At 37.1% G+C, this 23286-nt stretch carries 20 protein-coding genes and 1 pseudogene; 11 read left to right on the top strand and 10 right to left on the bottom strand.

Going from position 1 to position 23286, the window contains the following annotated elements:
• Positions 1 to 56: 56 nt before the first annotated feature.
• The 4 genes from BWI92_RS01320 to BWI92_RS01305 all read right to left on the bottom strand — a co-directional run bounded on the left by BWI92_RS01320 (position 57) and on the right by BWI92_RS01305 (position 5269).
• Entirely contained in the window at positions 57 to 848 is a 792-nt protein-coding gene (locus tag BWI92_RS01320) for a PAS domain-containing sensor histidine kinase (protein WP_095160321.1), read from the bottom strand.
• 2 nt (positions 849 to 850) lie between these two features.
• Positions 851 to 3709, bottom strand: a complete 2859-nt coding sequence (locus BWI92_RS01315; RefSeq protein WP_095160320.1) for a hypothetical protein — start codon at positions 3707 to 3709, stop codon at positions 851 to 853.
• A 288-nt stretch (positions 3710 to 3997) separates the two neighbouring features.
• A complete protein-coding gene (metF, locus tag BWI92_RS01310; protein ID WP_095160319.1) occupies positions 3998 to 4951 on the bottom strand; it encodes a methylenetetrahydrofolate reductase [NAD(P)H] in 954 nt (317 codons plus the stop codon).
• 27 nt (positions 4952 to 4978) lie between these two features.
• A complete protein-coding gene (locus BWI92_RS01305; protein ID WP_374760869.1) occupies positions 4979 to 5269 on the bottom strand; it encodes a hypothetical protein in 291 nt (96 codons plus the stop codon).
• Between the two features lie 242 nt (positions 5270 to 5511).
• On the opposite strand from BWI92_RS01305, the gene BWI92_RS01300 reads away from it, so the two are divergent.
• Together BWI92_RS01300 and BWI92_RS01295 are read left to right on the top strand one after the other, a co-directional pair.
• The gene (locus tag BWI92_RS01300) at positions 5512 to 6261 is read left to right on the top strand and encodes a murein L,D-transpeptidase family protein (RefSeq protein ID WP_095160317.1); all 750 of its coding nucleotides are present in this window, start codon (positions 5512 to 5514) and stop codon (positions 6259 to 6261) included.
• A gap of 149 nt (positions 6262 to 6410) precedes the next feature.
• The gene (locus tag BWI92_RS01295; RefSeq protein WP_095160316.1) at positions 6411 to 7112 is read left to right on the top strand and encodes a hypothetical protein; all 702 of its coding nucleotides are present in this window, start codon (positions 6411 to 6413) and stop codon (positions 7110 to 7112) included.
• Positions 7113 to 7130: 18 nt separating this feature from the next.
• Here the strand turns inward: BWI92_RS01295 and BWI92_RS01290 are convergent, their stop codons facing one another.
• From BWI92_RS01290 to kdsB, 3 genes are all read right to left on the bottom strand, one after another.
• Complete coding sequence (locus tag BWI92_RS01290; RefSeq protein WP_205749673.1) at positions 7131 to 7610, bottom strand: hypothetical protein; 480 nt, start codon at positions 7608 to 7610, stop codon at positions 7131 to 7133.
• Positions 7611 to 7755: 145 nt separating this feature from the next.
• Positions 7756 to 8745: a DUF1028 domain-containing protein gene (locus BWI92_RS01285; protein WP_095160315.1), complete on the bottom strand. Its 990-nt coding sequence runs from the start codon at positions 8743 to 8745 to the stop codon at positions 7756 to 7758.
• A gap of 131 nt (positions 8746 to 8876) precedes the next feature.
• Positions 8877 to 9629, bottom strand: a complete 753-nt coding sequence (gene kdsB / locus BWI92_RS01280) for a 3-deoxy-manno-octulosonate cytidylyltransferase (RefSeq protein WP_095160314.1) — start codon at positions 9627 to 9629, stop codon at positions 8877 to 8879.
• A gap of 409 nt (positions 9630 to 10038) precedes the next feature.
• Here kdsB and BWI92_RS01275 point away from each other — a divergent pair, with 409 nt between their 5' ends.
• From BWI92_RS01275 to BWI92_RS01245, 7 genes and pseudogenes are all read left to right on the top strand, one after another.
• On the top strand, positions 10039 to 10698 hold the full coding sequence (locus tag BWI92_RS01275; protein WP_166579346.1) for a DUF4905 domain-containing protein: 660 nt from the start codon (positions 10039 to 10041) through the stop codon (positions 10696 to 10698).
• Complete coding sequence (locus BWI92_RS01270) at positions 10655 to 11668, top strand: LysM peptidoglycan-binding domain-containing protein (RefSeq protein WP_095160312.1); 1014 nt, start codon at positions 10655 to 10657, stop codon at positions 11666 to 11668. The genes BWI92_RS01275 and BWI92_RS01270 overlap by 44 nt, the downstream gene beginning before the upstream one ends.
• Positions 11669 to 12203: 535 nt before the next feature.
• Positions 12204 to 12974: a TIGR02757 family protein gene (locus tag BWI92_RS01265; protein WP_095160311.1), complete on the top strand. Its 771-nt coding sequence runs from the start codon at positions 12204 to 12206 to the stop codon at positions 12972 to 12974.
• Between the two features lie 588 nt (positions 12975 to 13562).
• Entirely contained in the window at positions 13563 to 14720 is a 1158-nt protein-coding gene (locus BWI92_RS01260; RefSeq protein ID WP_095160310.1) for a formylglycine-generating enzyme family protein, read from the top strand.
• A 153-nt stretch (positions 14721 to 14873) separates the two neighbouring features.
• Positions 14874 to 15830, top strand: a complete 957-nt coding sequence (locus BWI92_RS01255; RefSeq protein ID WP_095160309.1) for a caspase family protein — start codon at positions 14874 to 14876, stop codon at positions 15828 to 15830.
• Positions 15831 to 16212: 382 nt separating this feature from the next.
• A pseudogene (locus BWI92_RS01250) lies at positions 16213 to 18188 on the top strand (heavy metal translocating P-type ATPase).
• Positions 18189 to 18337: 149 nt separating this feature from the next.
• Positions 18338 to 19279 carry an aldose 1-epimerase gene (locus BWI92_RS01245; RefSeq protein WP_095160308.1) on the top strand — a complete coding sequence of 314 codons (942 nt, stop codon included), beginning with the start codon at positions 18338 to 18340 and terminating at the stop codon, positions 19277 to 19279.
• Positions 19280 to 19354: 75 nt separating this feature from the next.
• Here BWI92_RS01245 and BWI92_RS01240 read toward each other — a convergent pair whose 3' ends face one another.
• Complete coding sequence (locus tag BWI92_RS01240; protein ID WP_095160307.1) at positions 19355 to 20248, bottom strand: Ppx/GppA phosphatase family protein; 894 nt, start codon at positions 20246 to 20248, stop codon at positions 19355 to 19357.
• Positions 20249 to 20279: 31 nt separating this feature from the next.
• Positions 20280 to 20570, bottom strand: coding sequence for an iron-sulfur cluster assembly accessory protein (locus tag BWI92_RS01235; RefSeq protein WP_095160306.1), 291 nt, complete (start codon positions 20568 to 20570; stop codon positions 20280 to 20282).
• A gap of 267 nt (positions 20571 to 20837) precedes the next feature.
• On the opposite strand from BWI92_RS01235, the gene BWI92_RS01230 reads away from it, so the two are divergent.
• Positions 20838 to 21305 carry a hypothetical protein gene (locus BWI92_RS01230; RefSeq protein ID WP_095160305.1) on the top strand — a complete coding sequence of 156 codons (468 nt, stop codon included), beginning with the start codon at positions 20838 to 20840 and terminating at the stop codon, positions 21303 to 21305.
• 125 nt (positions 21306 to 21430) lie between these two features.
• On the top strand, positions 21431 to 22675 hold the full coding sequence (locus BWI92_RS01225; protein WP_095160304.1) for an MFS transporter: 1245 nt from the start codon (positions 21431 to 21433) through the stop codon (positions 22673 to 22675).
• A 71-nt stretch (positions 22676 to 22746) separates the two neighbouring features.
• On the opposite strand, the gene BWI92_RS01220 is transcribed toward BWI92_RS01225, so the two are convergent.
• Entirely contained in the window at positions 22747 to 23205 is a 459-nt protein-coding gene (locus tag BWI92_RS01220; RefSeq protein ID WP_095160303.1) for an Lrp/AsnC family transcriptional regulator, read from the bottom strand.
• Between the last annotated feature and the right edge of the window lie 81 nt (positions 23206 to 23286).

Genomic DNA, 23286 nt, shown 5'->3' with positions numbered 1-23286 from the left:
GAGGTCGGAGCTTAGCTCCGACCTCTTTTTATTTTTGTGGATATTACCCACCGAGTTTATTGATTCAAAGGTAAGGTAAAATAGAAGGTCGAACCTGTGCTAGTTTGTGTATCAAACCAAATGCTACCTTTGGCATTATCAACAACCCATTTTGCCAGTGCAAGTCCAACACCAGAACCTTGTTCTTTGGTGCTAAAATCAAGCATAAAAATTTTACTGCGGTCTTCTTCTGGGATACCTATACCGTTATCGGTTACACTAAACGTTATGGCCTCGATTCCTCTAATGAGGCGTACCGTAATAATAGGACTTCGGTGTGAAGGCACTGATTGAATGGCATTTACAATCAGGTTTTTAATAATATTTCCTGTAAGATGTCTATCTCCAACCACATAAATCGAATTTGCAGGAATATCCTTAATCAAACGAATGGTTTTGTCCTCCAAAAATAGATTAATCACCATGGTAGCTTCTGCGACAATGTCAAAAACCTCTTGCTTAGGAATTGGCATTCGAGCAAAATCTGAGAAAGAGTTAGCAATGTAAGACAAGTTATCTATCTGACCCGTAAGCGAATCTATCTGGTCTTTTATTTGAACGGCATCAATCGTTACCCCACGCGAAAGCTTATGTTGCAACAACTGCAAGGATAACTTCATTGGTGTCAAAGGATTTTTGATTTCATGTGCTACCTGTTTTGCCATTTGTTGCCAAGCTGACTGCTTATTGGAGTCTGACAAAGCAATTTTAGATTCCTCTAACTTGACTAGCATTTGGTTATAGGCTTTTATCAAAACGCCTATTTCATCGTCAGAGCGCCAGCTTAATGCCTCATTGGTTTTACTCAAATCTATTTTTCGTAATTTATTGGTAATAATCCGTAAAGGAACCGTAAGCGCATTAGAGGCAAAAATGATAAGAGTAATAGTATCACGAAAATCGTGGTAAAGGCATTTAATAATGACCCAATTACAGCACTTACTTCTTTCTCATACCACACTTTCGCATCATAAAAAGGGATACTAATAATTCCTAAAAGGCGCCCCTCGTTCGAACGTATTCCGAGGAAGGAGGTCGTAAATGTCAAATTACCTAGTTGTTCGCTCAAACTTACTTTTAGCTCCTTCTCTTCCATCAACTTGATATAGGCCAGTGGATTCAAGAATTTTGAAACCATATTGGTTCTATAAATCAGGTTTTTGTTTGTTGCTAGTAACTTCCCTGTTGTATCAAAAATGCTTACAAACTTTTTACTATTCGAAACAATTTTTGTTAAAGTGTCCGACAAAAACTCTTCGCTCATTTTGCCCTGAGCATATTTATCCACCGCTGGCCATACACTGATACTAACATTTTCGGTCTGACTCAGATAGGACTGAGATTGACTTTCTGCCAATTTTGTTCCGATAATACTTAAGGTAATCCCCACCACTAAAATCAAAGGGAGTAGAAAGGCTACGTTCAAATAAATCTGAATCTTAGTTGCCAAACTTACATTCATACGAGTAAAACCATATCGAACCGAATACAGCAACATCACACAAATAATGGTAACTACTAATACTAAAAACAAGAATGAAAAATTGGAGTATAGCCCCGAAGGCGTCATTTCCTCTGACGAAACGATAATTTTTCGATTATTTTTACCAGTTACACCCAAGTGTTTGAATCCGCTGTAAGTAATACCTTCAGAAAATAAAAAAGGATTATTTAAGACAGATAAAGGCATTTTTCTTTCATAATTATACCCTTTCCCACCTGAATTCACAATGCGTCCGTTTTCATAAACGGCAAAACTAAAATTCCCTAATTCCAGCTGGGAGCCATCAGACATCGTCAAATCAGAAAAAGCATCTTTTGTTATACCATCACGCTCACGCAAATCTAGCACGATATATCCTACTTTTTCATCAAAATTGGTCTCTAATGGAACAAACTCGACATATTGTTTTACAAACCCATTGCGAGGTTCATTAATGAAAAATAAGTCAGGGTAATTGGTTTTATATTTGGGCTTGTTATACTCCTTTTCGTACGCTGCATAATTAGAAGATCCTTCTACATTTGTAAGCGAATTACCAGCTGGGTCAAATACCGATATTTCTACATCATAATAATCAAAGTAGTTATCTAACAATGATTTTTTGACATAATTCTGTACTTGTTCTCTTGGTAAAAGCGCTTTTCGAGCAATTTTCATCAGAGTTGTATCTTCCTTAATTTGAGTGACAAGTTTGCTCAGTAGAAACTCCCCTATCTCATCATTTTCGGCTAAGTACTTTTTCCCTAATTGTTGTTTCATTACCAAATCTCTCCGACTGGCTTGTTTATAAACCACATTGGTGGCCATAGCCGCACAAATAATTGACGCCGAAAAGAAATAGATTGTCGTTTGGTATCGAAAAGTATAGAGATATCGTGGAAACTGCATCCAACAAATCAGGCCTATGTACAAGCCATGTAAGCTCAACACCCCTATTCCAATATCTAATAACAAAGCCCAAAACGCCATGGAAAGCAAAGACGTCACAAGCAACAAGCCCATATAAACCATTGGCTTTGTCAAACGTAAAAGCTTGATAAATAAGTTTATAAGCACATGCGTCGCTAGGAAATACACTAAGCTTACCAACAAAAATATACCAATACAGGAGGTTTTGAGAGGTCTGTCCCAAAAGTCAATACTGAGAGACAGATCTAGTCGGTATTGCGAGAAGATATAAATGTTGACTAGTACAAAATAGAGGCTTTTGTAAATGTAAAAACTCAGGAAGACAAAAATGCTGGCAATGGTTATTTTTAGACTTTGAGAAACGTGCATCACCCACAAATAGAATTTCATTTTGTAGTAATAATTCACCAAGTACAACAACAAGAAAAATATTACTATCAAATTGAGTATTAAATCACCCAAAGAAGGTACAATAGCCGATGAAGCATAAAACTTGGGATTAAACAAGTTGCTTTCGTAGAAAATAAAAGGCAAGGAATAAAACAGCATTACACCCCTCAATCCCACTAAAAAAACAACTAAAAGCAAAAAAGCCTTCTCATATTGGTGCTCATGATTAAATACCCAAATCAGACTCAATACGAATATGGTCAATAAAAATAACCCCAATACACCAAGCACAATGACATTGACAGGAATTGATTGATTTTTTAAGCTATCGGCCTTGGGTGGGGTAACCACAAATAAAAATATCTGATCTTCGGTATGAATGTTTAGGTGAGGATTCGTAGATTTCTCGACACTTAAATTTTGTGGGTCTATCGAAAAAATCGCAGGATTATAGGTAGATTTCAGATGGTTGGTTTCTGACTCGTATAATCGAAACAGTTCTATCAGCGAAAATATTTCATACTCACCTGTTTGCGCATGATTTACCACAAATTTATTCCTGTCGATTTCAAATGAACGAACCGTATAAGTACCTCTTACTTTTTCATATTCAGGAACAAATTTTGAATCTGACCAATAAATCAGAGCGTGATTCTTAAAAATAAAATACGGATGTGTCGCCTGAACAGCAAATTGAGAAAACTGAGGCTTAGGACCTAGTGTTTGTAGCGTAGCGATTATTTTACGTAAATCTTCCTGCGAAACATTTACTTCTTCCTGTACCTTCTGCTGAACGTCATACAGATACTTATCTTCGGTAGCACTTACGGGTCCTTTTTCACTTAAAAAATAGACCAAAAAAGCCATACTAAAAGTTAGCAAAGCCAGTCCAAGAAATATTTTTCTCTTTTGTACTATAAATCGTATAAAGGATTGTAAATGTATTACCATGTATGACAACTATCTCTTAAATGAGTTTGTAATTAATTTGGACTCTATTGTCTCAAAAATAATCAAGTAACTTGGATTCTTTGAGTAATTCATGATGAAACTGTTTAAATGGTTTTGAAAACAGCTTTCCGCTAATGAATTGACCCTAAAAAAAGAGGCAGACTCCAAGAAGCCTACCTTTCCCTTAGTTTTTATTTACTATTTTTAAAAAATAGCTTGAGCAATTTTTTGCGTACTTTCTGATTTTGACATCGTGTAAAAATGTAAAATTGGCGCACCAAAATCCATCAACTCTTTACACTGTTGGATACACCATTCGATACCCACTTGCTTGACATCTTTATCCGATTTGCAAGCATTTACAGCATTGACCAAATCTATTGGAATATCCAAGTGAAATATTCTTGGCAATACAGTCAATTGTTTACGAGTTGCCAAAGGTTTAAGTCCTGGGATAATTGGGACATTGATTCCTTCTTCACGGCATTTTTTCACAAAATCAAAATACTTTTGATTGTCAAAAAACATTTGAGTGACGATATAATCAGCTCCTAATGCAACTTTTCTTCTCAAATACTCAAAGTCGACTTGGAAATTGGGAGCTTCAAAATGCTTTTCGGGATAGCCTGCCACACCGATACAAAAATTCGTCGGGGTGCTTTCGGTTTCTTCATGCAAGAGCTTTCCTTGATTCATACTTACCACTTGTTCTAGTAGCTCACTAGCATAAGCATGGCCTCCCTTCTCTGGCACAAAAGCAGCATTACCTTTCACAGGGTCACCACGTAGCACCAATACATTATCGATACCAATGTAATGTAAATCAAACAAAAAATCTTCGGTTTCCTCTTGTGTAAAACCTCCACAAATCACGTGGGGTACCGCGTCTACCTTGAATCGGTTCATAATCGAAGCACAGATTCCGACCGTTCCAGGGCGCTTACGAGTAGGTATTTTCTCGATTCTTCCATTGATGACCTTCTCAATAAATTCTTCTCGGTGATAGGTAACTTCAATAAAAGGAGGCTGAAACTCCATCAAAGGCTCAATATTATTCATCAATGTTTGAATACTTTCACCTTTCACAGGAGGAATAATCTCAATTGAAAAGAGTGTTTTCCCTTTGGCTTCTTCTATATATTGGGTAATTTTCGTCATTTGTAAGTCGTAATTAAAAAATTAAATCTATCGTTGTAGTTCAACCACCAAGTTTTCCCATTCTTTTTCTAATGAATAGGATGGCATTTTGGACTTGGCACGTGAGTACCAATAATTGGCATTCCAGTTGTCGCCTTCCTTGCGATGCAGATAGGCATGCAAGCGATCATAGGGTTGACTTCCTTCGTTTGATTGAGCTATTTCATGAGCGGATTCCCAATCGCCTTTCGCATCATACCAAAGTGCTTTCAGAAATATATTACAATCTTGTGGGGGAAATTCTTCCGACAAGGTACTTTTCAAATAAGAGGCTGTAATCATTGTTGTGTATTGGATTCCATTTTGAAGCTGGAAAGTTACGCTATATGGTCAATTCAATAAAATATTTTTGAGAAAATCTGATGTCAACTATTAAATTTGGCATTTAAGGAATTCTGACTCTTCCTTGACTTTTGCACACTTTTTTGTACCTTGTTTGTGAGACTTTCACACATAAACACGTCATAAGCTTACTAATTGACTTTTAAATTTATTTGAACCTTTAATATTCAATCCGAACCATGAAACACATTTTCCTAGCCTTTATTACACTTTTAGGCTTTGGAGGTTTTGCTCAGACAAATCCTTCTTTTTACACAAAACAATTACAGTTCCCGCGTGTACGCGAAGCTGTCAAACTCAAAGGAAAGGCTGTGGAGGATTTATTAAAATCAAAAGGTATCAATACGCAAAAGTATGATATGTATATCAGGGCGTTCAAGAAAGAAAGAGTTCTTGAAGTTTGGGTCAAAAACCAAGAAAGCGCACAATATACTTTGGCAAAAACCTATGATTTTTGTGCCACTACAGGTGTCTTAGGCCCTAAACGCCGCTCTGGTGACAGACAAATGCCCGAAGGTTTTTACACCGTAAATGCTTTCAATCCTCAAAGTGAATACATCCTTTCGTTTAGAGTAGGTTATCCTAATGCTTCTGACCTTAAATTTGCTGACCCTGTCAACCCAGGCGACAATATCTTTATCCACGGTTCTTGTTTGACCATTGGCTGTATCCCTGTTGGTGACGAACTTATCAACGAATTGTATCTTTTCGCAATCAAAGCAAAAAATAGTGGAAATGATATTCCTGTTCATATTTTCCCGACAAAATTGAGTGATGACAATTACAATGCCTTAAAACAAGAATTTAGCGCCAATAATGACTTAATTGAATTTTGGTCTTGGCTAAAACCAGGGTATCAATACTTCGAAACTACCCATAAACTTCCTAAAGTGACTATTGCATCAGATGGGAAATATGTCGTAAACTAGGCTAGTAGAACAGTAAAGTAGCATATTTATAAACAATAAGAGACATCCTGAATTTTAAAAATTCGAGATGTCTCTTGTTGTTTATAAGTGATATATCTCGTAATATTCGAAACTAATACCTACAATCATGCTCTGAATCAAATCATTTTATGAAAAAAATTATATCTATTGACGCTATCAAAAAATTTGGATTTGAGTTTTTATCTATCTTCATTGGTGTTTTTGCAGCCTTCGCACTCGACAGCTGGAATGAAACTCGAAAAGATAAATATGTAGAAATCAAGATTTTATCAGAAATCAATAATGGACTCAAACAAGACGTCAAAGATATTATGCTCAATATGGAAGGGCATCAGCAGGGAATTCAAGCAGCCAGTTATTTCCAAAAAGTGATACTGAATCAGCCAGTATCCAGCGACTCTATCAGGCAATATCACTTTAGATTGTTCAGAAATTTTATTTCTATTCAAAATTCTTCTGGATACCAAACACTCAAATCAAAGGGCTTAGAAATTATTGAGAATGATTCTCTACGATTACAGATTCTCTCACTTTATGAAAATGACTTCAACTCTATCCGAAAGCTAGAAGAGGACTATTCAGAGCTACAGTTTCATCAAGTATATTACAACAAATTCAATGATTATTTCTCGAGTAATTTGATTTTAGATGCCGAGGGCAAGCTTTCAGGAATTAGGTATCCTATTATTTTAGGACAAAAAGAAAAAAACATTCTACTTCTTGATTTATGGAGAATCAAAAGAAATAGAATGTTTATTATTTCAACATGTGAAGACGTGATTAAAAAAATCAAAGCACTTCAAAAAAACATTGAAGAGGAATTACAATGAAATTATTCCTCAATTATTTTAGAACGTATATCTGAAAGATAAAGCAAACTCATCGCCCCAAAATCCAGAATAATTGATAATGTTGACGGTCGGTTTCCAGTCTAAACTTATCGCCAAAGGAATTGTTCTTACTTTACCTTCCAACCCCAAAATACCATCTAGTCCCAACACGGTACGTTTGTCGCCAGTCAACCAACTTGGTCTGTCGTCACCCCATGTGTAAACGTGACCACCACCACCAATAAACCAGTTAAAATCTCTAGAATTAAAGGCTCTTCCATGCACCTCGTACAAGCCAGTAAGGCCAAATCCACGATAACGGAAAGTACCAATTGCCTCAAATGCTGCATTTTTGTTTACAAAAGTCTTGAAAGTGATCCCATTGGCAGCACCCAAACGCAGACCCAGCGCCGACTTGTATAATTGGGCATTCGAGCGGTAACTAACTGTAGATACTAAAGCAAATACGAGCGCAATAAATAAGAATTTAGTTTTCATAAAAGTAAGATATTTAAGCAATAAAATTAAAAATGTACAAAAGCTGAGAGCGTGGAGTGATGTTTAAATAAGGATTTCAACAACTCCACTTCTATAAAGGATAAGTAGTAAAGATTAGTATATAAAATTGAGTATTCGGACAAAACTAACGCTGTAAAAGCTGTTGATATTCCTTTTCTGAAACAGTCAATAATCCTACTTTGGGTAGTCTCTTGGTCATTTCCAGCCAGTTAGTATCTTTTGCGTAAATCTTTTTCAACATGGCAGTTGCTTTCGCAATTTGATGGCTATTCGCCAAAGCAATTGCTGTCCAATATTGCATTTCTAAGTTATTTGGAAACATTTTCATAGCGGCGCCATATTCCTCCATCGCTTTTTTCATATCGTTTTTTTCCACTGCCAAATCTCCCTCATTCATATGCTCGTAGGCTCGTTGTACTTTCAATAATCGAGCTAATTCTACTAGTGGCAAAGCGTGGTCATCAACCCTCAAATCGACCTTATGATTATCATCCCAAGGTTTTCCTGTGTCAGTAGCATTTACGACCAATAAGGCAGCAGATTGTTTTCCACGAATATCACCTCCTACTGCCTGAGCCGCTTCCATTGCTTTTAAAACTCTTTCGGCAAGCGGTAAATTAGCACTTGCCTCAAAAGCTTTTGCCATGGAAGCAGGTACTTTATCTGTAAGCATCATATTACTTTGTACTGAAAACTGAGTCCCCTTTACATGACCTGCAAAATCTACACAATTCTTGCCAGTATGTACAGCCACATTTCCGTTTTTATCGACAATTCCAACCTGACGAACTTCTTTTCCAGCATCGTCAGATAAAAGAATATCAAGTGTTTCTTGAGCTGTTTTACCAGATTTCAACAAAGTTAAACCTCTTATTCCGAAAGACTTATTAACAAAACTTTGTGTTGCAATAGCTCCAACACCTGCTTCGGCCCACGACACCGTTGTTCCTACACTAAACCAATGGCTTTGAACGCCAACCGCCATATCACCCGTTTGAGGGTCTCGGGCTACTATCGAAAATGTATGTGCAAACGCTTCGTTGTTTTGTGTTTTTTGAGCTATACCAGCCCAGCTCGTAAGGCAAAAGGTAATTAGGTAAAATAGTTTTTTCATTGTTGTCTGTTATTTGAAGTTAATCTAAAATTTGCTTTGCGAAATGAATTGTCACAAGACACCACCTGATAGATGGAGAACATTGGAGCATAAAAAAGGTTATCAAAACATTATTGATAACCTGAAGTAAATTATTTCTTAAGTCTTTCCACTGCCTCTTTTAAATCCGCAGGTACATCTATTCCAAAACTATCGTATGGGGTAATGGCAACCTTTATTTTGTATCCATGTGCTAGCCATCTCAATTGCTCCAACGATTCTGCTTTTTCGAGAACAGCCATCGGAAGTGAGGTAATTTTGCCTAAAATATCACTTCGGTACGCATAAATTCCGATATGCTTGTAGAAATCATGAACATTGAGCCATTCACTTGGCTCTATTCCACGCAAATGCGGAATCGTTTGGCGTGAAAAGTAAATAGCCTCATCCAATTCATTGAAAATCACTTTGGGTGTATTGATATTAAATAAAGTTACTTGATCTTCAATTTTTTTAATCAAAGTTGCCAACTCTGTATTTCCATCCAAACAACCAGCTAAAATTTCAATTTGCTTAGGTTGAATAAAAGGTTCATCACCTTGTATATTAATCACATAATCAAACACTTCTTCAAACTCTGCTTCTACCTTTTGCAAGGCTTCAAAACAACGGTCTGTACCACTAGGATGCTCCGTTGAGGTCATTACTACTGCCCCACCAAACGCCTGAACGTGCTCAAAAATACGCTCATCGTCTGTAGCCACTACCACTTTTGACAATACCTCTGCTGAACTTGCTTGCTCATATACACGTTGAATCATTGATTTCCCTCCAATATCTACCAAGGGTTTGGCAGGAAATCGAGTAGAAGCATATCGTGCAGGAATTATTCCAAGAATTTTCATATCATTAGTTTTCAATAAAATGATCTTAATTTTACATTTCTCTCCGTAATTAAACAAGAGTTTGCCTTATTTGTTGTTACTTAAAAAGTCCTTCTCGACTTACAAAAGTATTATTTAAAACAAGATTTATTCAAAGGTAATCATCATATACGTTTTTGGCATCAGAATTGATTATTAGCTGATATTCTAGATGTTTAAAATCGTTTTTCAATCAGGGCTTTAAATTTAAGGAAAGGGTATTGATAAATAAAGTACTTTATCGCTAAAGTCTTAATTTTGTCGGCAGATGGTCGTATTTCAAATCTTGAGTATTTGTCAAAAAAGCCAATACAGACACTGTCTCGCCAAAAATTAGAGGTATATTATTTATACCTAAAACCTTTTTTCTTCGTTAATCAATTACTTGTTTGTGAAAAAACTATTTGCATTTACATTTCAAGAAAAAATCTGGAATATCCAACTTAGTGAGCACCATTTAGTTGCAGAGCTAAGAAATGAAACACTTCGAAAAGTGGAGCTCATCTGCATAGATTTAGTCAATGCAGCATTGATTTGGAAGCAATCCAGCCCGATCAATACATGGTGGCAAAGTCTTGGAAAACTAAACGATGACCTAGTAGAAATCATTGAGTTTTCGGAGGAGACCAAACCTCAAGTTACCCAGAAACATTATTTAAACATACAAACCGGCGAACTATCAGGGCATATACCCCAAGTATCAGATAATTTTTCCAGCCATCCCTATCGTTATTTGCAACCAGTCCATTATACTGAGCAAAACGAGTATTTTCCAGCAATTCATCGATTCCTTTACCGTTTATTAAATGTTGATATTCAAAAAGGGGTAGATTATTTAGAATATAAAGACAAGATTATTATTTCTTACTATCTTTACCAAGAAAATAGACTCTGGAATTACCTTCTAGTGGTGAACAATCGTAAAGAAGTATTGCTCAACGAATTACTTACTGAATCAGAGGGATTAGGTCTCGGCACCTTCACTGTTAAACCAGAAATTTTACTATATGTTAAGAACAAAAGCCAATTACACGGTTATGAGCTCAATTAAAAAATCCTTAAGTGAATTAACATTTACCTGCTTGGTTTTGACAGGTTCAACTGTTGTTGCCGAAGCCAAAGAGGTAGTAAAAGATTCTTTGGGATTGATTAGAGAAGGAGACAAAACTTTTGTTAAATACAAAGTGGACCCTAAGCAAACTTTGTTCTCAATCGTAAAAAGATTTGGTAGCAATGTGCCAGAATATAAGGCTGCAAACCCTGGTGCACCAGACGGTATTAAAGTAGGGGACATTCTAAAAATCCCATACAACAGAACTCTACGTAACCTTGGAGGTTCTCCTGCTGCATCAGTACCCCCTCGTAAGGTTGATCCAGCACCGCAATATCCAACAACGCCACCACAACAAACCAGCCCAAGTAATACTGGCGGTCCTAAAATGGTTACACACCTTGTGGAGCCAGGCCAAAGTCTCTATGGAATTGCATCAAAATATCACATCGCTGTAGCAGATGTTCGTAAGTGGAATAGCCTTTCTTCTGATAATTTGGAAGTGGGTCAAGTACTCATTATCGACCCCACAGAAGCTAGCAAAAGAAACAATACAGAAGCACGAAATTTTATTCAAAAAGTAGACGTTCAGCCCAATTATCCAACTTCTCCGACTAACCCTCAACCGACGACGCCAGTAAGTACCTCTGAATCAGACGTGAAACTCTCATCTGAAGTAAGTCGCTCGCAATCAGGATATAAGAAAACTATTGAAACAGGCTTGGCTGAGCTTATTGATGTAGAAGACAAATCAGGAAAATATCTAGCTTTGCATCGTACAGCTCCAGTGGGAACTTTAGTCAACGTAAAAAACGTTGCTAATGGACAAAGTATTTGGGTAAAAGTTATTGGCCGACTACCAGACCTTGGTACCGACAAAGTGGTGATCAAATTATCGCCTCGGGCTTTTGAAAAACTCAATCCCGTTGACAAACGAATCAAAGCAGAAATTAATTATATGACTCCTTAATTCGAGCAAGGGATATTTACGGAAGTAACTATCCCTTGTTTGTTTTTATATTATGCCAAGACAAAAAAGACCACTGACAACTGGAGGAATCATTTTTAATATCCTCTATACATTAGCTTTCCCAGCTATTGCTACTTTTGCTTTTTTATATACTGTACTGGTTTGGATTTTCTCCATCCCATCAAAATTCATTGCTTTTATAGCATCAAAAATCAAAAAATAGCAAGCGCTTAAGTATTAATGTAAAACAAAATTGCATTAATACGCTATAGGCTGTAAGCTTTAGGCATTAAGCCCCAAAGCTGAATTTTATTTTGCCTACTAACTTAAGTAATCGTGCAGAATTAGATTTGAGGTATGTGTTTAGGCAACAGGCACAAGGCAAAGAGTGTAAAATGGTTTTTAATAACCACATCCATACTTTTTACTAAGTTTTACTAAGCCCTCCGCCGAAAGCTGAAAGCTGATAACTGAAAGCCCAAAGAACAATCTTAAATTCTATTTTGCCCACTAACTTAATTACTATTTCCTCAGAATGAACTCATTTGTGATAGAACTCTTGGAAGAAAAATTCCAAGAGTTTAACCAACCCAATTTTATACCCAACGATCCTATCTGTATTCCTCACGCTTTTAGTCTAAAACAAGATATTGAAATTATGGGATTTTGGGCCTCCATTCTTGCTTGGGGACAACGAAAAACCATCATCAATAAATGTAATGAACTGATTACTTTGATGGACGGAGCACCACATCAATTTATCACCCAACATCAATCTTCTGACCTAAAACGTTTCCTCAATTTCAAGCATCGAACCTTCAATTCTACCGACACTCTCTATTTTATCGAATGGTTTAAAGAATATTATGCAAAATATGACTCTCTTGAAGATGCTTTTGCACGATTTTTGCACGAGAATGACCAAACAACAGAAAATGCACTGATTGGCTTTCATCAGCTATTTTTTAGTTTGGAAGACTATCCGCAAAGAACCCAGAAACACATTGCAACGCCATTACGAAAATCTACTTGTAAAAGAATTAATATGTTTTTGAGATGGATGGTTCGCCAAGATGATAATGGTGTTGACTTTGGTATTTGGAATCGTATCCAACCTGCCCAACTTATCTGTCCATGCGATGTGCATGTCGACCGCGTGGCACGAAAATTAGGCTTGATACAGCGCCAAAGTACAGATTGGCTGACGGCATTAGAGCTTACCGAAAACTTAAGAATGCTCGACAAAAATGACCCTGTCAAGTACGATTTTGCTTTGTTTGGACTAGGCGTAGAAAAAGAAATGTAGATTTCCGCCACATAATCTACCCTAATTTTATTTAAGTAGTGAGACGTTATTAAGTTAGTAGGCAAAATAAAGTTTAAGATTGTGCTTTAAGCTTTCAGGTATCGGCTTTTGGCGATGGGCTATGGCAAAAATGCATGTCCGTGGTCGTTAAAAATATTTTAACACTCTTTGCCTTGTGCCTGTTGCCTTGTCCCTAAAACACAAAACTTAAATCTTATTTTGCACGATTACTTAATAATATATTCTTAATAAAAAGCTGTGTTAGCTTCAAAAAAGTCAGATTTTTCAAAACTAAGTCAGTTAGGTAACCCGCACGAAGCAATATGCACGCAAAAGTATTTCTAAGAAAAGCATGAATACATTTTTTGCCTAATACCCACTGCTTACAGCCTAAAGGATAACAATGCTATCGAAATTGACTTCCTATTTAAAAGTAGTTTAACCATTAATTTTTATGACAGTAAATCCGAGCTTATTAACTCCTCTGCTACTCTATTTTGACACAAAAGTGATGTATTTAGGCACATAGCGCCTTTCCATATTGATTAAAATAGCTTTAACCACACTTGTAGCATCTAACTTTAATACATGAAACTTATTACAGCCTTATTACTGTTTGGTTCGATGTATGCCAGTGCCCAAAGTATCCAACATGTTGATTATAAGATCGATAATGACCAAGTAGTTGTAGATTATGATCTTGTAGATGGTGGGGCACAAAATATATCTCTCCAGTACAGTATCAATAACTCCCTATGGAAAAGTGTACCATTGCATGCATGTAATGGCGATCTCGGAGTTGTAGAAACAGGTAAAGGCAAACGTATTGTTTGGCTACCACTTACTCACCTAGAAAACCTTTCGGGTCAATTAAAAGTAAGGGTCTACGGTACCAACCTTCCTCAAAGTATCAATACCTCCATGTTGCTAGTCAAAGGAGGCTTATTTCCCATGGGTAATCTTCAAGGTAAAGAAGATGAGAAACCTATTCGGTACGTAAAAATCAACAACTTTTATATTAGCAAATTTGAAGTAACCGTTAGCGACTTTCGCGCATTTGTAAATGCGACTGGTTATAAAACCGATGCTGAAAAAAAGGGCGGTAGCTACATATTTAATGGTGAAAGATGGGAAACCAAAAAAGGCGTCAATTGGAGATTTGACCCATCAGGAAGTCCTCGGTCTGACATGGAAGACAATCACCCAGTAGTACATGTAAGCTGGAACGATGCTCAAGCATATTGTAATTGGCTGAAGAATGCTACTGGAAAAACATACCGACTACCAACCGAAGCTGAGTGGGAATATGTGGCAGGAAACGCCGATAAACACACAAAATTTAGCTGGGGAAATTATCAGCCCTTTAATATCCGAGTGAGCAACCTTGCAGACGAAAACACTGCATCAGTATTGAAATGGACAAAAAGTAGCGATAGGATTTTTTGGGGTTACCAAGATGGATTTGTATTTACCGCACCTGTTGGTTCTTATACGCCTAATGATTTGGGAGTACATGACCTCACAGGCAATGTAGCAGAATGGTGCTCAGATTGGTATTTGACAAATTACTACAATCAGAACCAAAAAGACAACCCTCTGGGACCAGCAAAAGGACATAGTAAAATAGTGAGAGGAGGAAGTTGGGAGTCGTCACCCAAAGAAACATTGACCTCAAGCCGCGACTATCATACACCCGATTTTAGGTCATGTTTTATTGGATTTCGTATTTGTTATACCGAACACTAAATTTACCTATCAGCCATAGGAAAACAGAAATAGGATACCGTATTTATCTGATAACAGATGTGAGCTATATTTACTCATTTTGATGTCGTCGCCTATTAAACATTACCTTACTTCCAGTTTATTTTTAGCATTATTCTAAATCATCCTTATCTCATGAGAATACTGATTTGTTTACAAGTTTTATTCCTGCTCATGCTAGGAAAATATGACTCAGAGGCACAAAATATCTCGATTCAGGGCATTAGTCCTGTTCATGCAGTTAATATTACCAAAAAAACCACTAGCAATAAACAAACTACACCTGCAAGCGCGATGCCAGTAACGCCACTGCCTGTTGTAACAAACCAAGTGATGAGTTCTAATTCCTATCTTACCAACACGCCTATGCCTACTAAAGGACGACGTATTGCTTTATTGATTGGAAATGGCACCTACAATTATGGCGGTAGTTTGGGAGAAAACCCTAAAAATGATGTTCAGGATTTGGGTAAAGCATTGACAGCTTTGGGTTTTGAGGTAAAGATTTTGGTTGACGCAAATTTGCAAAATGTCAAACAAGCTATTAAAGTTTTTCAAGAAAAAATTACTGGCGCTGAAATGGCCACTTTTTTCTACGCAGGTCACGGAATGGAAATTGCTGGCAAAAAATATATTATTCCTGTAGATGCACAACTTAAGCGCCCTGAAGATTTAGATGATTTTGCTTACAATATTGATTTTTTGTTTAGAAGACTAAAAACAGGTGGCGCCAAACATAATCTAATCGTATTAGACGCCTGTAGAAATGACCCATTTCAGATTCAAGCTAGAGCCAATATTGAAACCGAAAGAGCGTGGAAGGATGCCAATGTCTTTAGCCCTATTCAACTCAACAGATTTAATGCGGGTAACGTATATCTCGCTATGGCAACCGACTGGGGAAACAAAGCTAAAAATGGATACGGTCGCAATGGGGTTTACACGACACAATTATTGAAATTTCTAAAATCAGGAGAACGCCTTGAAAGAGTTTTTGACTTGACAGGTATTCAGGTAAAAAGAGAAACGCAAATGGAACAAAATCCTCAATTTTTCAAGGAGGTATCCATTGCTGATGAGTTTATTTTTTAGATTTCCCCATAATTGAGTGATTTTTGATTGAGTGCATGAGTGATTCTTTAAACCTTGTATTCTAGCCGTAGAGACTTAATGCTTTGCAACTTAAACCAAGTCAGACATAACATAATAGCATCAAAAAAGCGGTCGAAAAATATTTTCCGACCGCTTTTTTGATGTACAGGTAGATCATAAGCATACTTTTAAAATTCAAAATAAGAAAAGTTTTTTCATTGCTAAATTTTGAATTTACTCAAAATATTCTTCCTTTTTGATTCCCTGTTGCATGAGTTTTAGGTCTACATTTGTGCATAACGTTTGCTTTTATAATGCTCAAAATCAATGCATTTAGCTGCATCGTTATTGCATTTTTCTGTTTCTATAAATTCTAAATCTCATGACTCAACATACACATACGTCACATAGTCATACCTGTTGCCATGACGACGAACACGATACACATAAGCATCAACATCACGAGCATGAGCATGACCATGCGGGTCACTCGCATGATGGAGACGTTTCTTTTCTACCCGCCATTATTTCCTTCGTTCTATTAGCCATTGGGTTAGTGCTTGACCATTGGATTCAACCAACTTGGTTTACGGGTTGGGTACGTATGACTTTATACTTCGTAGCCTATATTCCAGTGGGCTTACCAGTTATTAAAGAAGCGTGGGAAAGTATGTTAAAAAAAGACATTTTCTCTGAATTTCTCTTGATGAGTATTGCTACAATCGGTGCTTTTGGCATTGGCGAATACCCTGAAGGAGTGGCAGTAATGCTGTTTTATGCTGTTGGCGAAAGTTTTCAGTCTATAGCAGTAAAAAGAGCTAAATCCAACATCAAAAGCCTCCTCGACCAGCGTCCCGACACGGTGACCATTTTGGTAGATAATCAGCCTATTGTCAAACAAGCCATTACTGTTTCAGTAGGAGAAATCATCCAATTAAAAGCAGGCGAAAAATTAGCCCTAGATGGCGAGCTAATCTCTGAAACTGCCACTTTCAACACCTCTGCATTAACGGGCGAAAGCAAACCCGATACCAAGAGAAAAGGTGAACTCGTATTGGCTGGAATGCTCAATCTAAACTCGATTGCTTTGGTAAAAGTTACTACAGCATATCAGGATAGTAAATTGAGTAAAATTTTGGATTTAGTTCAAAATGCTACCAAACAAAAAGCGCCTACAGAACTTTTTATTAGAAAATTCGCTAATATTTATACTCCAATTGTAGTTGGTTTAGCAGTAGCGATTACGCTTCTACCCTATCTATTGGTGTCTGAATATCATTTTCAAGAATGGCTATATCGAGCATTGATTTTCTTGGTTATTTCTTGTCCTTGTGCTTTGGTCATATCTATTCCACTAGGGTATTTTGGTGGTATTGGGGCTGCCTCAAAAATGGTATTTTGTTTAAAGGAAGTAATTTCTTGGATGTAATAGCCACTATTCAACATGTTGTAATGGACAAAACGGGCACGCTCACCGAAGGAGTTTTCAAAGTGCAGGAAGTCATTATAAAAGATAACTTTGATAAAAATCAACTTTTACAAATAGTAAATGCTTTGGAAAGTAAAAGTACGCATCCTGTAGCCACAGCAATCCATGAATATGTTGGCCCAATTGATTATAGTATCGATATCCAAAATATAGAAGAAATTGCAGGGTACGGTCTCAGCGCAACAATAGAAGGGGAAGAAATTCTTATTGGCAATTTTAAATTATTAGAAAAAAAGGGAATTACTTATGATATTGACCCATCTCAAATAGTTTATACCGTACTCGCAATTGCCTATGCTGGTCAGTTTGTAGGCTATATTACTATTGCAGATAGCATCAAATCTGATGCTTCTATGGCAATACAACAACTCCATAAGTTGGGCGTAAAAACAACCATGTTGAGTGGCGACAAAAATACAGTGGTACAATATGTTGCCCAACAAATCGGTATTTCGAAGGCATTTGGAGACTTGTTACCAGAAGATAAAGTCAATCAGGTAAAAGCCATAAAGACACAGCATGAAAGGGTGGCATTTGTCGGAGATGGTGTAAACGATGCTCCCGTAATTGCCCTAAGCGATGCAGGAATTGCGATGGGTGGCTTGGGCAGCGATGCTACTATCGAAACCGCAGATATTGTGATTCAAGATGATAAACCTTCCAAAATAGCTACTGCTATTATCATCGGAAAAGAAACCAAACGTATTGTATGGCAAAATATCACGATGGCCTTTGTGGTAAAAGCCTTTGTACTTATATTGGGTGCAGGAGGACTTGCCACGATGTGGGAAGCGGTTTTTGCGGATGTAGGTGTGGCGTTGTTGGCTATTTTGAACGCTATTAGGATTCAGCGCATGAAATTCCAATAGATTTGGTGCTTTAAAGTGACTCTCTTAAATTTGCTTTCTGGTATTGTCCTAGACCAGAAAGCATCCTTTTTACTTACCTTAAAGTAGGAACAGTATTCTTGAAGGATATAATCCATCAACCCTGCTTACTAACTATTTCAAAAACTCTCATGAAAATCACCCAAAGTACCTTTGGACTATTCAATGAATATGTTCTTCAAAACCCTTCTACCAACGAAGCTGTACATATCTTACCAGAATTAGGAGGCATTATTCATCAATTAGTCTTAAAAACAGAGACTGGTTTGCACAAAATCATCAACTGTGGCAATACCCCTGAAGAACTACTTTCTAGCTTATTATCCTATCCTTCTACTCATTTGTTTCCTTGGGGAAATCGGGTAAAAAGTGGTCGGTATGAATTTGAAGGTACTAGTTATCAATTGCCCCTCAATGAAGTGGGTTTGAAAAATGCGCTTCATGGATTTGTGTACACTTCTCCTTTCAAAGTGTATGAAACTACCGAATCAGAAACTGAAGCTGTTTTAACCTTAGAATATCTTTATAAAGGCGGTTATGTAGGTTATCCATTTCCATTTCAATTATTAATCAAGCATACTTTAAATGCAAAAGGGTTAACCCTCAGTTATACCATCAATAATATTGGTACAGGAAATCTCCCAGTTAGCTTGGGTTGGCATCCATACTTTAGTATTGAAGGCGAAACCAAAAATGATTGGACTGTAAGTTTCCCATCTACACACCAATACCTACTCGACGACCAAATGTGTCCAGTAGATAGAACGCCTAAGCATTATGCCGAAGGTTTTAATTTGGATGGGCAGGTTTTAGATGCAGTTTTTGCGGTAGAAAAACAAGAAATCGTAGAGGTTGTTCTTCAATCTAACAAACAAGATTTGTCGATAAAAGTATGGCAACAAGCAGGAGAACAACAATTTAACTATAGCGTCGTATACACACCACCAACAGGCGACCGCATTGCGATAGAGCCAATGACAGCCCCAACCAACGCACTTAACTCAAAAGAAAATTTGTTGATCATCAGTGCAGGAGAATCTTACACGGTTGAATGTGGAGTAACGGTGTTTTAAATAATTGTGAGTTATGAATTGTGAATTGTGAATTGTGAGTGATTCACAATTCACAATTCATAACTCACAACTCTCTTATTTGTCTCTCTTTCTATTCTGGATTTTTTCGTAGACCATCTGGATAATTCCATCTTTGAGGCCTAAATCTGGAACGATTATGCTTTTAGCCCCAGCCCATTTCATGGCATTCAGATAAATTTCGGCAGCTGGCACAATTACATCGGCACGGTCAGCATTTAATCGAAGTTTATTGATACGCTCTTCATACGTAAAGCCAGATACGTATTCTTTTATCTTAGTCAATTCTTTCAAACTCATAGATGTTTCAGAATCATGATTTGAAGAGATATTGAATAACTTGTTAATATTTCCGCCAGTACCCACAGCTGTAACTTGTGATTCGGTAGGGTCAACGTGCATTTCAATCCACTTACGCATTTTTTCCCAATCACCTTCACGCTCTTTGTGCTCAAGTAAGCGTACAGAGCCAATTTTGAATGAACGAGACGCTACTTTCTGACGATTCATATAGATATTCAACTCTGTAGAGCCACCACCTACATCGATATGCAAATAATTGCTATCATCCAATGCCTGAACCACCACATCATTAATCAATTCAGCTTCTTTCGAACCATCGATGATATTAATTTTCATATCCAAAATTTTATGGATACGCGTGATAATAGCCTCAGCATTTCCAGCTTCACGCATGGCAGAAGTAGCACAAATCATGTAATCTTTTACTTCGTGCAAGTCCATTAATAACTTGTAGGCATTCAATAATTTGAAAATACGCACCTCAGATTCGGGGCTAATTTCGCCTTCATTAAATACATCATGTCCAAGACGAAGCGCAAAACGAACATATTCTACCTTCTTAAAACTAATTTTTCCGTCATTCTCTAATACCTTCGAGATTTGCATTCGGGCGGCATTAGAGCCTATGTCAATCGCTGCAATTTTCATGCTTTCTTCTTTCTATGCAGTAGCTTTTTGCTTATTTATTAAACGTAAATCCATTTCCATCCTCCTCAAAATCAAGCTCTACGCCGATTAAGTACATAAGATGATGTTTGTTGATAATGAGTTGAATACCATCTATTTCGTATAACTCATCGTGATCCTCTTTTTTATCAAATCCAATCAGATAACTTGCACTACAGGCGCTTCCTCTTAAACCTACTCTCAAGTAATAATCCTCAGGAATTCCTTTGATGGTAAGTGCTTTTAGAATTTCTTGTTGAGCAATTTCAGTAATCGTAATTGGAATTATTGTTGGACTATTCATTATTTGTGTCTAAAAACAATTCGGTTGATATGACTGACTTTGTACACAATTTGCTTCTTCTCAAACGAAGCTATACAGTTCAGGGCGAAAATACTTATTTTTGAAAGATTTTCCACAAAACAACGTTAATAACCCTACATTACAAAATGTATTTAATCATTTGTAAAACTGATGAAGCTCTTGGCAGAAAGTATTACAGATAAACCCCAACTTTATGGAAATAGTTGCCGATTTAATTAAAGTATTAGTACCTGCTAGTTTAGTCCTTTGGGCTATGTACTTGACATTGAGTTCTTTTTTGAGAAAAGAATTTGCACAAAAAATCTTGAACAGCGTTTTGAGGCTCAAAAAACAGTATTACCCATTCGCTTAGAGGCTTATGAGCGCATTTGTTTATTGCTCGAACGTATGTTGCCCAACAATCTACTCATTCGTTTGTCTAATCCTGAGTTTAATGTTGTAAGCTTTCAGCAAGTATTAATTGCCGAAATTCGTGCAGAGTTAGCACATAATTTTTCACAACAATTATACATCAGCGACGACGCGTGGTTGAGTGTAAAAAATGCCTTGAACGAAACCATTTCTATGATTAACCTTTCGGCTCAGGAACTGGACCCGAATGCCCCATCAATTGAATTATCTAAAAAAGTAATCGAAAAGGTCTTACAAAATCAACATTTTAGCACTGAGTCGGCTTTAAATTTTGTCAAAGACGAAGCTCGAAAATTATTTTAGCATATTGTGCATCCATTCTTCCTTTGTAACTAGCAAAGGAATTGCTAAATTAATGTATTGTAAAGAGTAGTATTCAAGCCGAGTTTCTCTTTATGAAGAACAACATATAATCAAGTCCCTAAACTATGCAACAAAATCTTTCTCAGAAAACCAACTTACAGCATCTTTTTAGTATCCCTGTGATTGTAGCCGCCTTGGGCTACTTTGTCGATATTTATGACCTATTGCTTTTTGGCATTGTACGTGTACCAAGCCTTCAAGATATGGGGCTTAGTAAAGAAGAAATCGGTGTTATTGGCAAAAATATTCTTAACTGGCAAATGGGTGGTCTATTATTAGGAGGTATCTTATGGGGTATCTTAGGTGATAAAAAAGGTCGTTTGTCAGTATTATTTGGTTCAATTCTTACTTACTCTTTGGCCAATATTGGTTGTGGTTTTGTCAAGGATCCTACCACTTATGCCCTATTACGCTTTGTAGCAGGTATTGGCTTGGCTGGAGAGCTTGGTGCAGGTATCACTTTGGTGTCTGAAGTATTACCGAAAGAACTTCGTGCTATTGGTACCTCTATCGTTGCTGGCGTAGGTTTGTTTGGCGCCGTGGCAGGATATTTTACTGTTGAGTTGTTTGGTGGCTGGCGTACTGCTTACTTTGTTGGTGGTGGATTAGGGGTAGTTTTACTATTACTTCGTATTAGTGTTTTCGAATCGGGCATGTTCGAAAATATTAAGCATCAAACGGGTGTAAAAAAAGGGAATTTCTTTGCGCTTTTCACCAATGCCGATCGCTTATCTCGTTACCTCAAATGTATTGCGATTGGGATGCCAACATGGTTTGTGATTGGCATTTTGGCAACATTTGCGAATGAGTTTGGTGAAAAATTAGGCATTGCTGAAGAAATCAAACCTGGGAAGGCTATTATGTTTTGCTATATAGGTTTGGCGATTGGCGACTTGGCCAGTGGGTTTATTTCTCAGTTTTTAAGCTCTCGTAAAAAAGCCGTTTCTTTACTACTTGTACTTACCTTGATTTGCAGTGTTTATTATCTCTACGCTGGGATGAACTCGGCACAAGAATTATACACAGTTTGTGTGTTTGCAGGCTTTTCTGTCGGTTACTGGGCCATGTTTGTGACGATCGGAGCCGAACAATTCGGCACCAACCTCAGAGCCACAGCGGCTACAACTGTACCTAATATGGTTCGTGGAACGGTGATTGGGATGACTTCGCTTTACTCAGGACTAAAACCAAGTTTGGATGTATTCAACGCAGCAGCTATTGTGGGCACTATTTGTTTTGTACTAGCCTTCTATTCTATCCTAACTATTCCAGAAACACATAACAAAGATTTGGACTATTTGGAAGAGTAAAATGAGTTCTGAGTTTTGAGTTTTGAATGCGGAGTGATTAATGATACTCCTCATTCAAAACTCAGCACTCATTAGATTTCTAAGGCTGTTTTAGATTTTATTTCACTCATCACAAAAGTACTATGTGTACTGCCAATATTATCGAGAGAGGCAAGTCGATTCATCAAAAAGCTCTGATATTCACGCATATCTTTTACGACAATTTTCAGCATAAAATCGTATTCACCTGAGATATTGTAACATTCCATAACCTCCTCTAATTGAACCACATCACGCACAAATCTAGCACCAGCCTCTTGGGCATGTTCTTTTAAACGAATATTACAAAATACCATTAGGTCTTTCTCTACTTTTTCTCTGTCTACCAGCGCCACATATCCTTTAATAACTCCCTCCTTTTCAAGTCTTCTTACCCTTTCATACACAGGTGTAGGCGACAAGTTGAGTCGATTCGAAAGTTCTTTGGTGGTAAGATGAGCATCTTCTTGTAGATTTCTAAGAATCGCTTTGTCAATTGAATCGAGTTTCATAGCCGTTATTTTTTCATTTTTACAATAAAAATACTTCAATATTTAGATAAACTCTCTAAAATATTTTCATTTAAAGATAAT

The organism is Flectobacillus sp. BAB-3569, from assembly GCF_002270355.1.
In the GTDB taxonomy this organism is placed as follows: domain Bacteria; phylum Bacteroidota; class Bacteroidia; order Cytophagales; family Spirosomataceae; genus Flectobacillus; species Flectobacillus roseus.
Note: the sequence above shows the minus strand (reverse complement) of the source record. Positions and strands in the feature narration are given on the sequence as shown.

Excerpts from the sequence above, each read along its gene's own strand:
- BWI92_RS01240 (WP_095160307.1), bottom strand. The coding sequence starts at position 20,248 with ATGAAAATTGCAGCGATTGACATAGGCTCTAATGCCGCCCGAATGCAA.
- BWI92_RS01270 (WP_095160312.1), top strand. The coding sequence starts at position 10,655 with ATGTTAAGAACAAAAGCCAATTACACGGTTATGAGCTCAATTAAAAAA.
- BWI92_RS01245 (WP_095160308.1), top strand. The coding sequence starts at position 18,338 with ATGAAAATCACCCAAAGTACCTTTGGACTATTCAATGAATATGTTCTT.
- BWI92_RS01225 (WP_095160304.1), top strand. The coding sequence starts at position 21,431 with ATGCAACAAAATCTTTCTCAGAAAACCAACTTACAGCATCTTTTTAGT.
- BWI92_RS01295 (WP_095160316.1), top strand. The coding sequence starts at position 6,411 with ATGAAAAAAATTATATCTATTGACGCTATCAAAAAATTTGGATTTGAG.
- metF (WP_095160319.1), bottom strand. The coding sequence starts at position 4,951 with ATGACGAAAATTACCCAATATATAGAAGAAGCCAAAGGGAAAACACTC.
- BWI92_RS01235 (WP_095160306.1), bottom strand. The coding sequence starts at position 20,570 with ATGAATAGTCCAACAATAATTCCAATTACGATTACTGAAATTGCTCAA.
- BWI92_RS01300 (WP_095160317.1), top strand. The coding sequence starts at position 5,512 with ATGAAACACATTTTCCTAGCCTTTATTACACTTTTAGGCTTTGGAGGT.
- BWI92_RS01285 (WP_095160315.1), bottom strand. The coding sequence starts at position 8,745 with ATGAAAAAACTATTTTACCTAATTACCTTTTGCCTTACGAGCTGGGCT.
- BWI92_RS01220 (WP_095160303.1), bottom strand. The coding sequence starts at position 23,205 with ATGAAACTCGATTCAATTGACAAAGCGATTCTTAGAAATCTACAAGAA.
- BWI92_RS01265 (WP_095160311.1), top strand. The coding sequence starts at position 12,204 with ATGAACTCATTTGTGATAGAACTCTTGGAAGAAAAATTCCAAGAGTTT.
- BWI92_RS01255 (WP_095160309.1), top strand. The coding sequence starts at position 14,874 with ATGAGAATACTGATTTGTTTACAAGTTTTATTCCTGCTCATGCTAGGA.
- BWI92_RS01260 (WP_095160310.1), top strand. The coding sequence starts at position 13,563 with ATGAAACTTATTACAGCCTTATTACTGTTTGGTTCGATGTATGCCAGT.
- kdsB (WP_095160314.1), bottom strand. The coding sequence starts at position 9,629 with ATGAAAATTCTTGGAATAATTCCTGCACGATATGCTTCTACTCGATTT.
- BWI92_RS01315 (WP_095160320.1), bottom strand. The coding sequence starts at position 3,709 with ATGGCTTTTTTGGTCTATTTTTTAAGTGAAAAAGGACCCGTAAGTGCT.
- BWI92_RS01290 (WP_205749673.1), bottom strand. The coding sequence starts at position 7,610 with ATGAAAACTAAATTCTTATTTATTGCGCTCGTATTTGCTTTAGTATCT.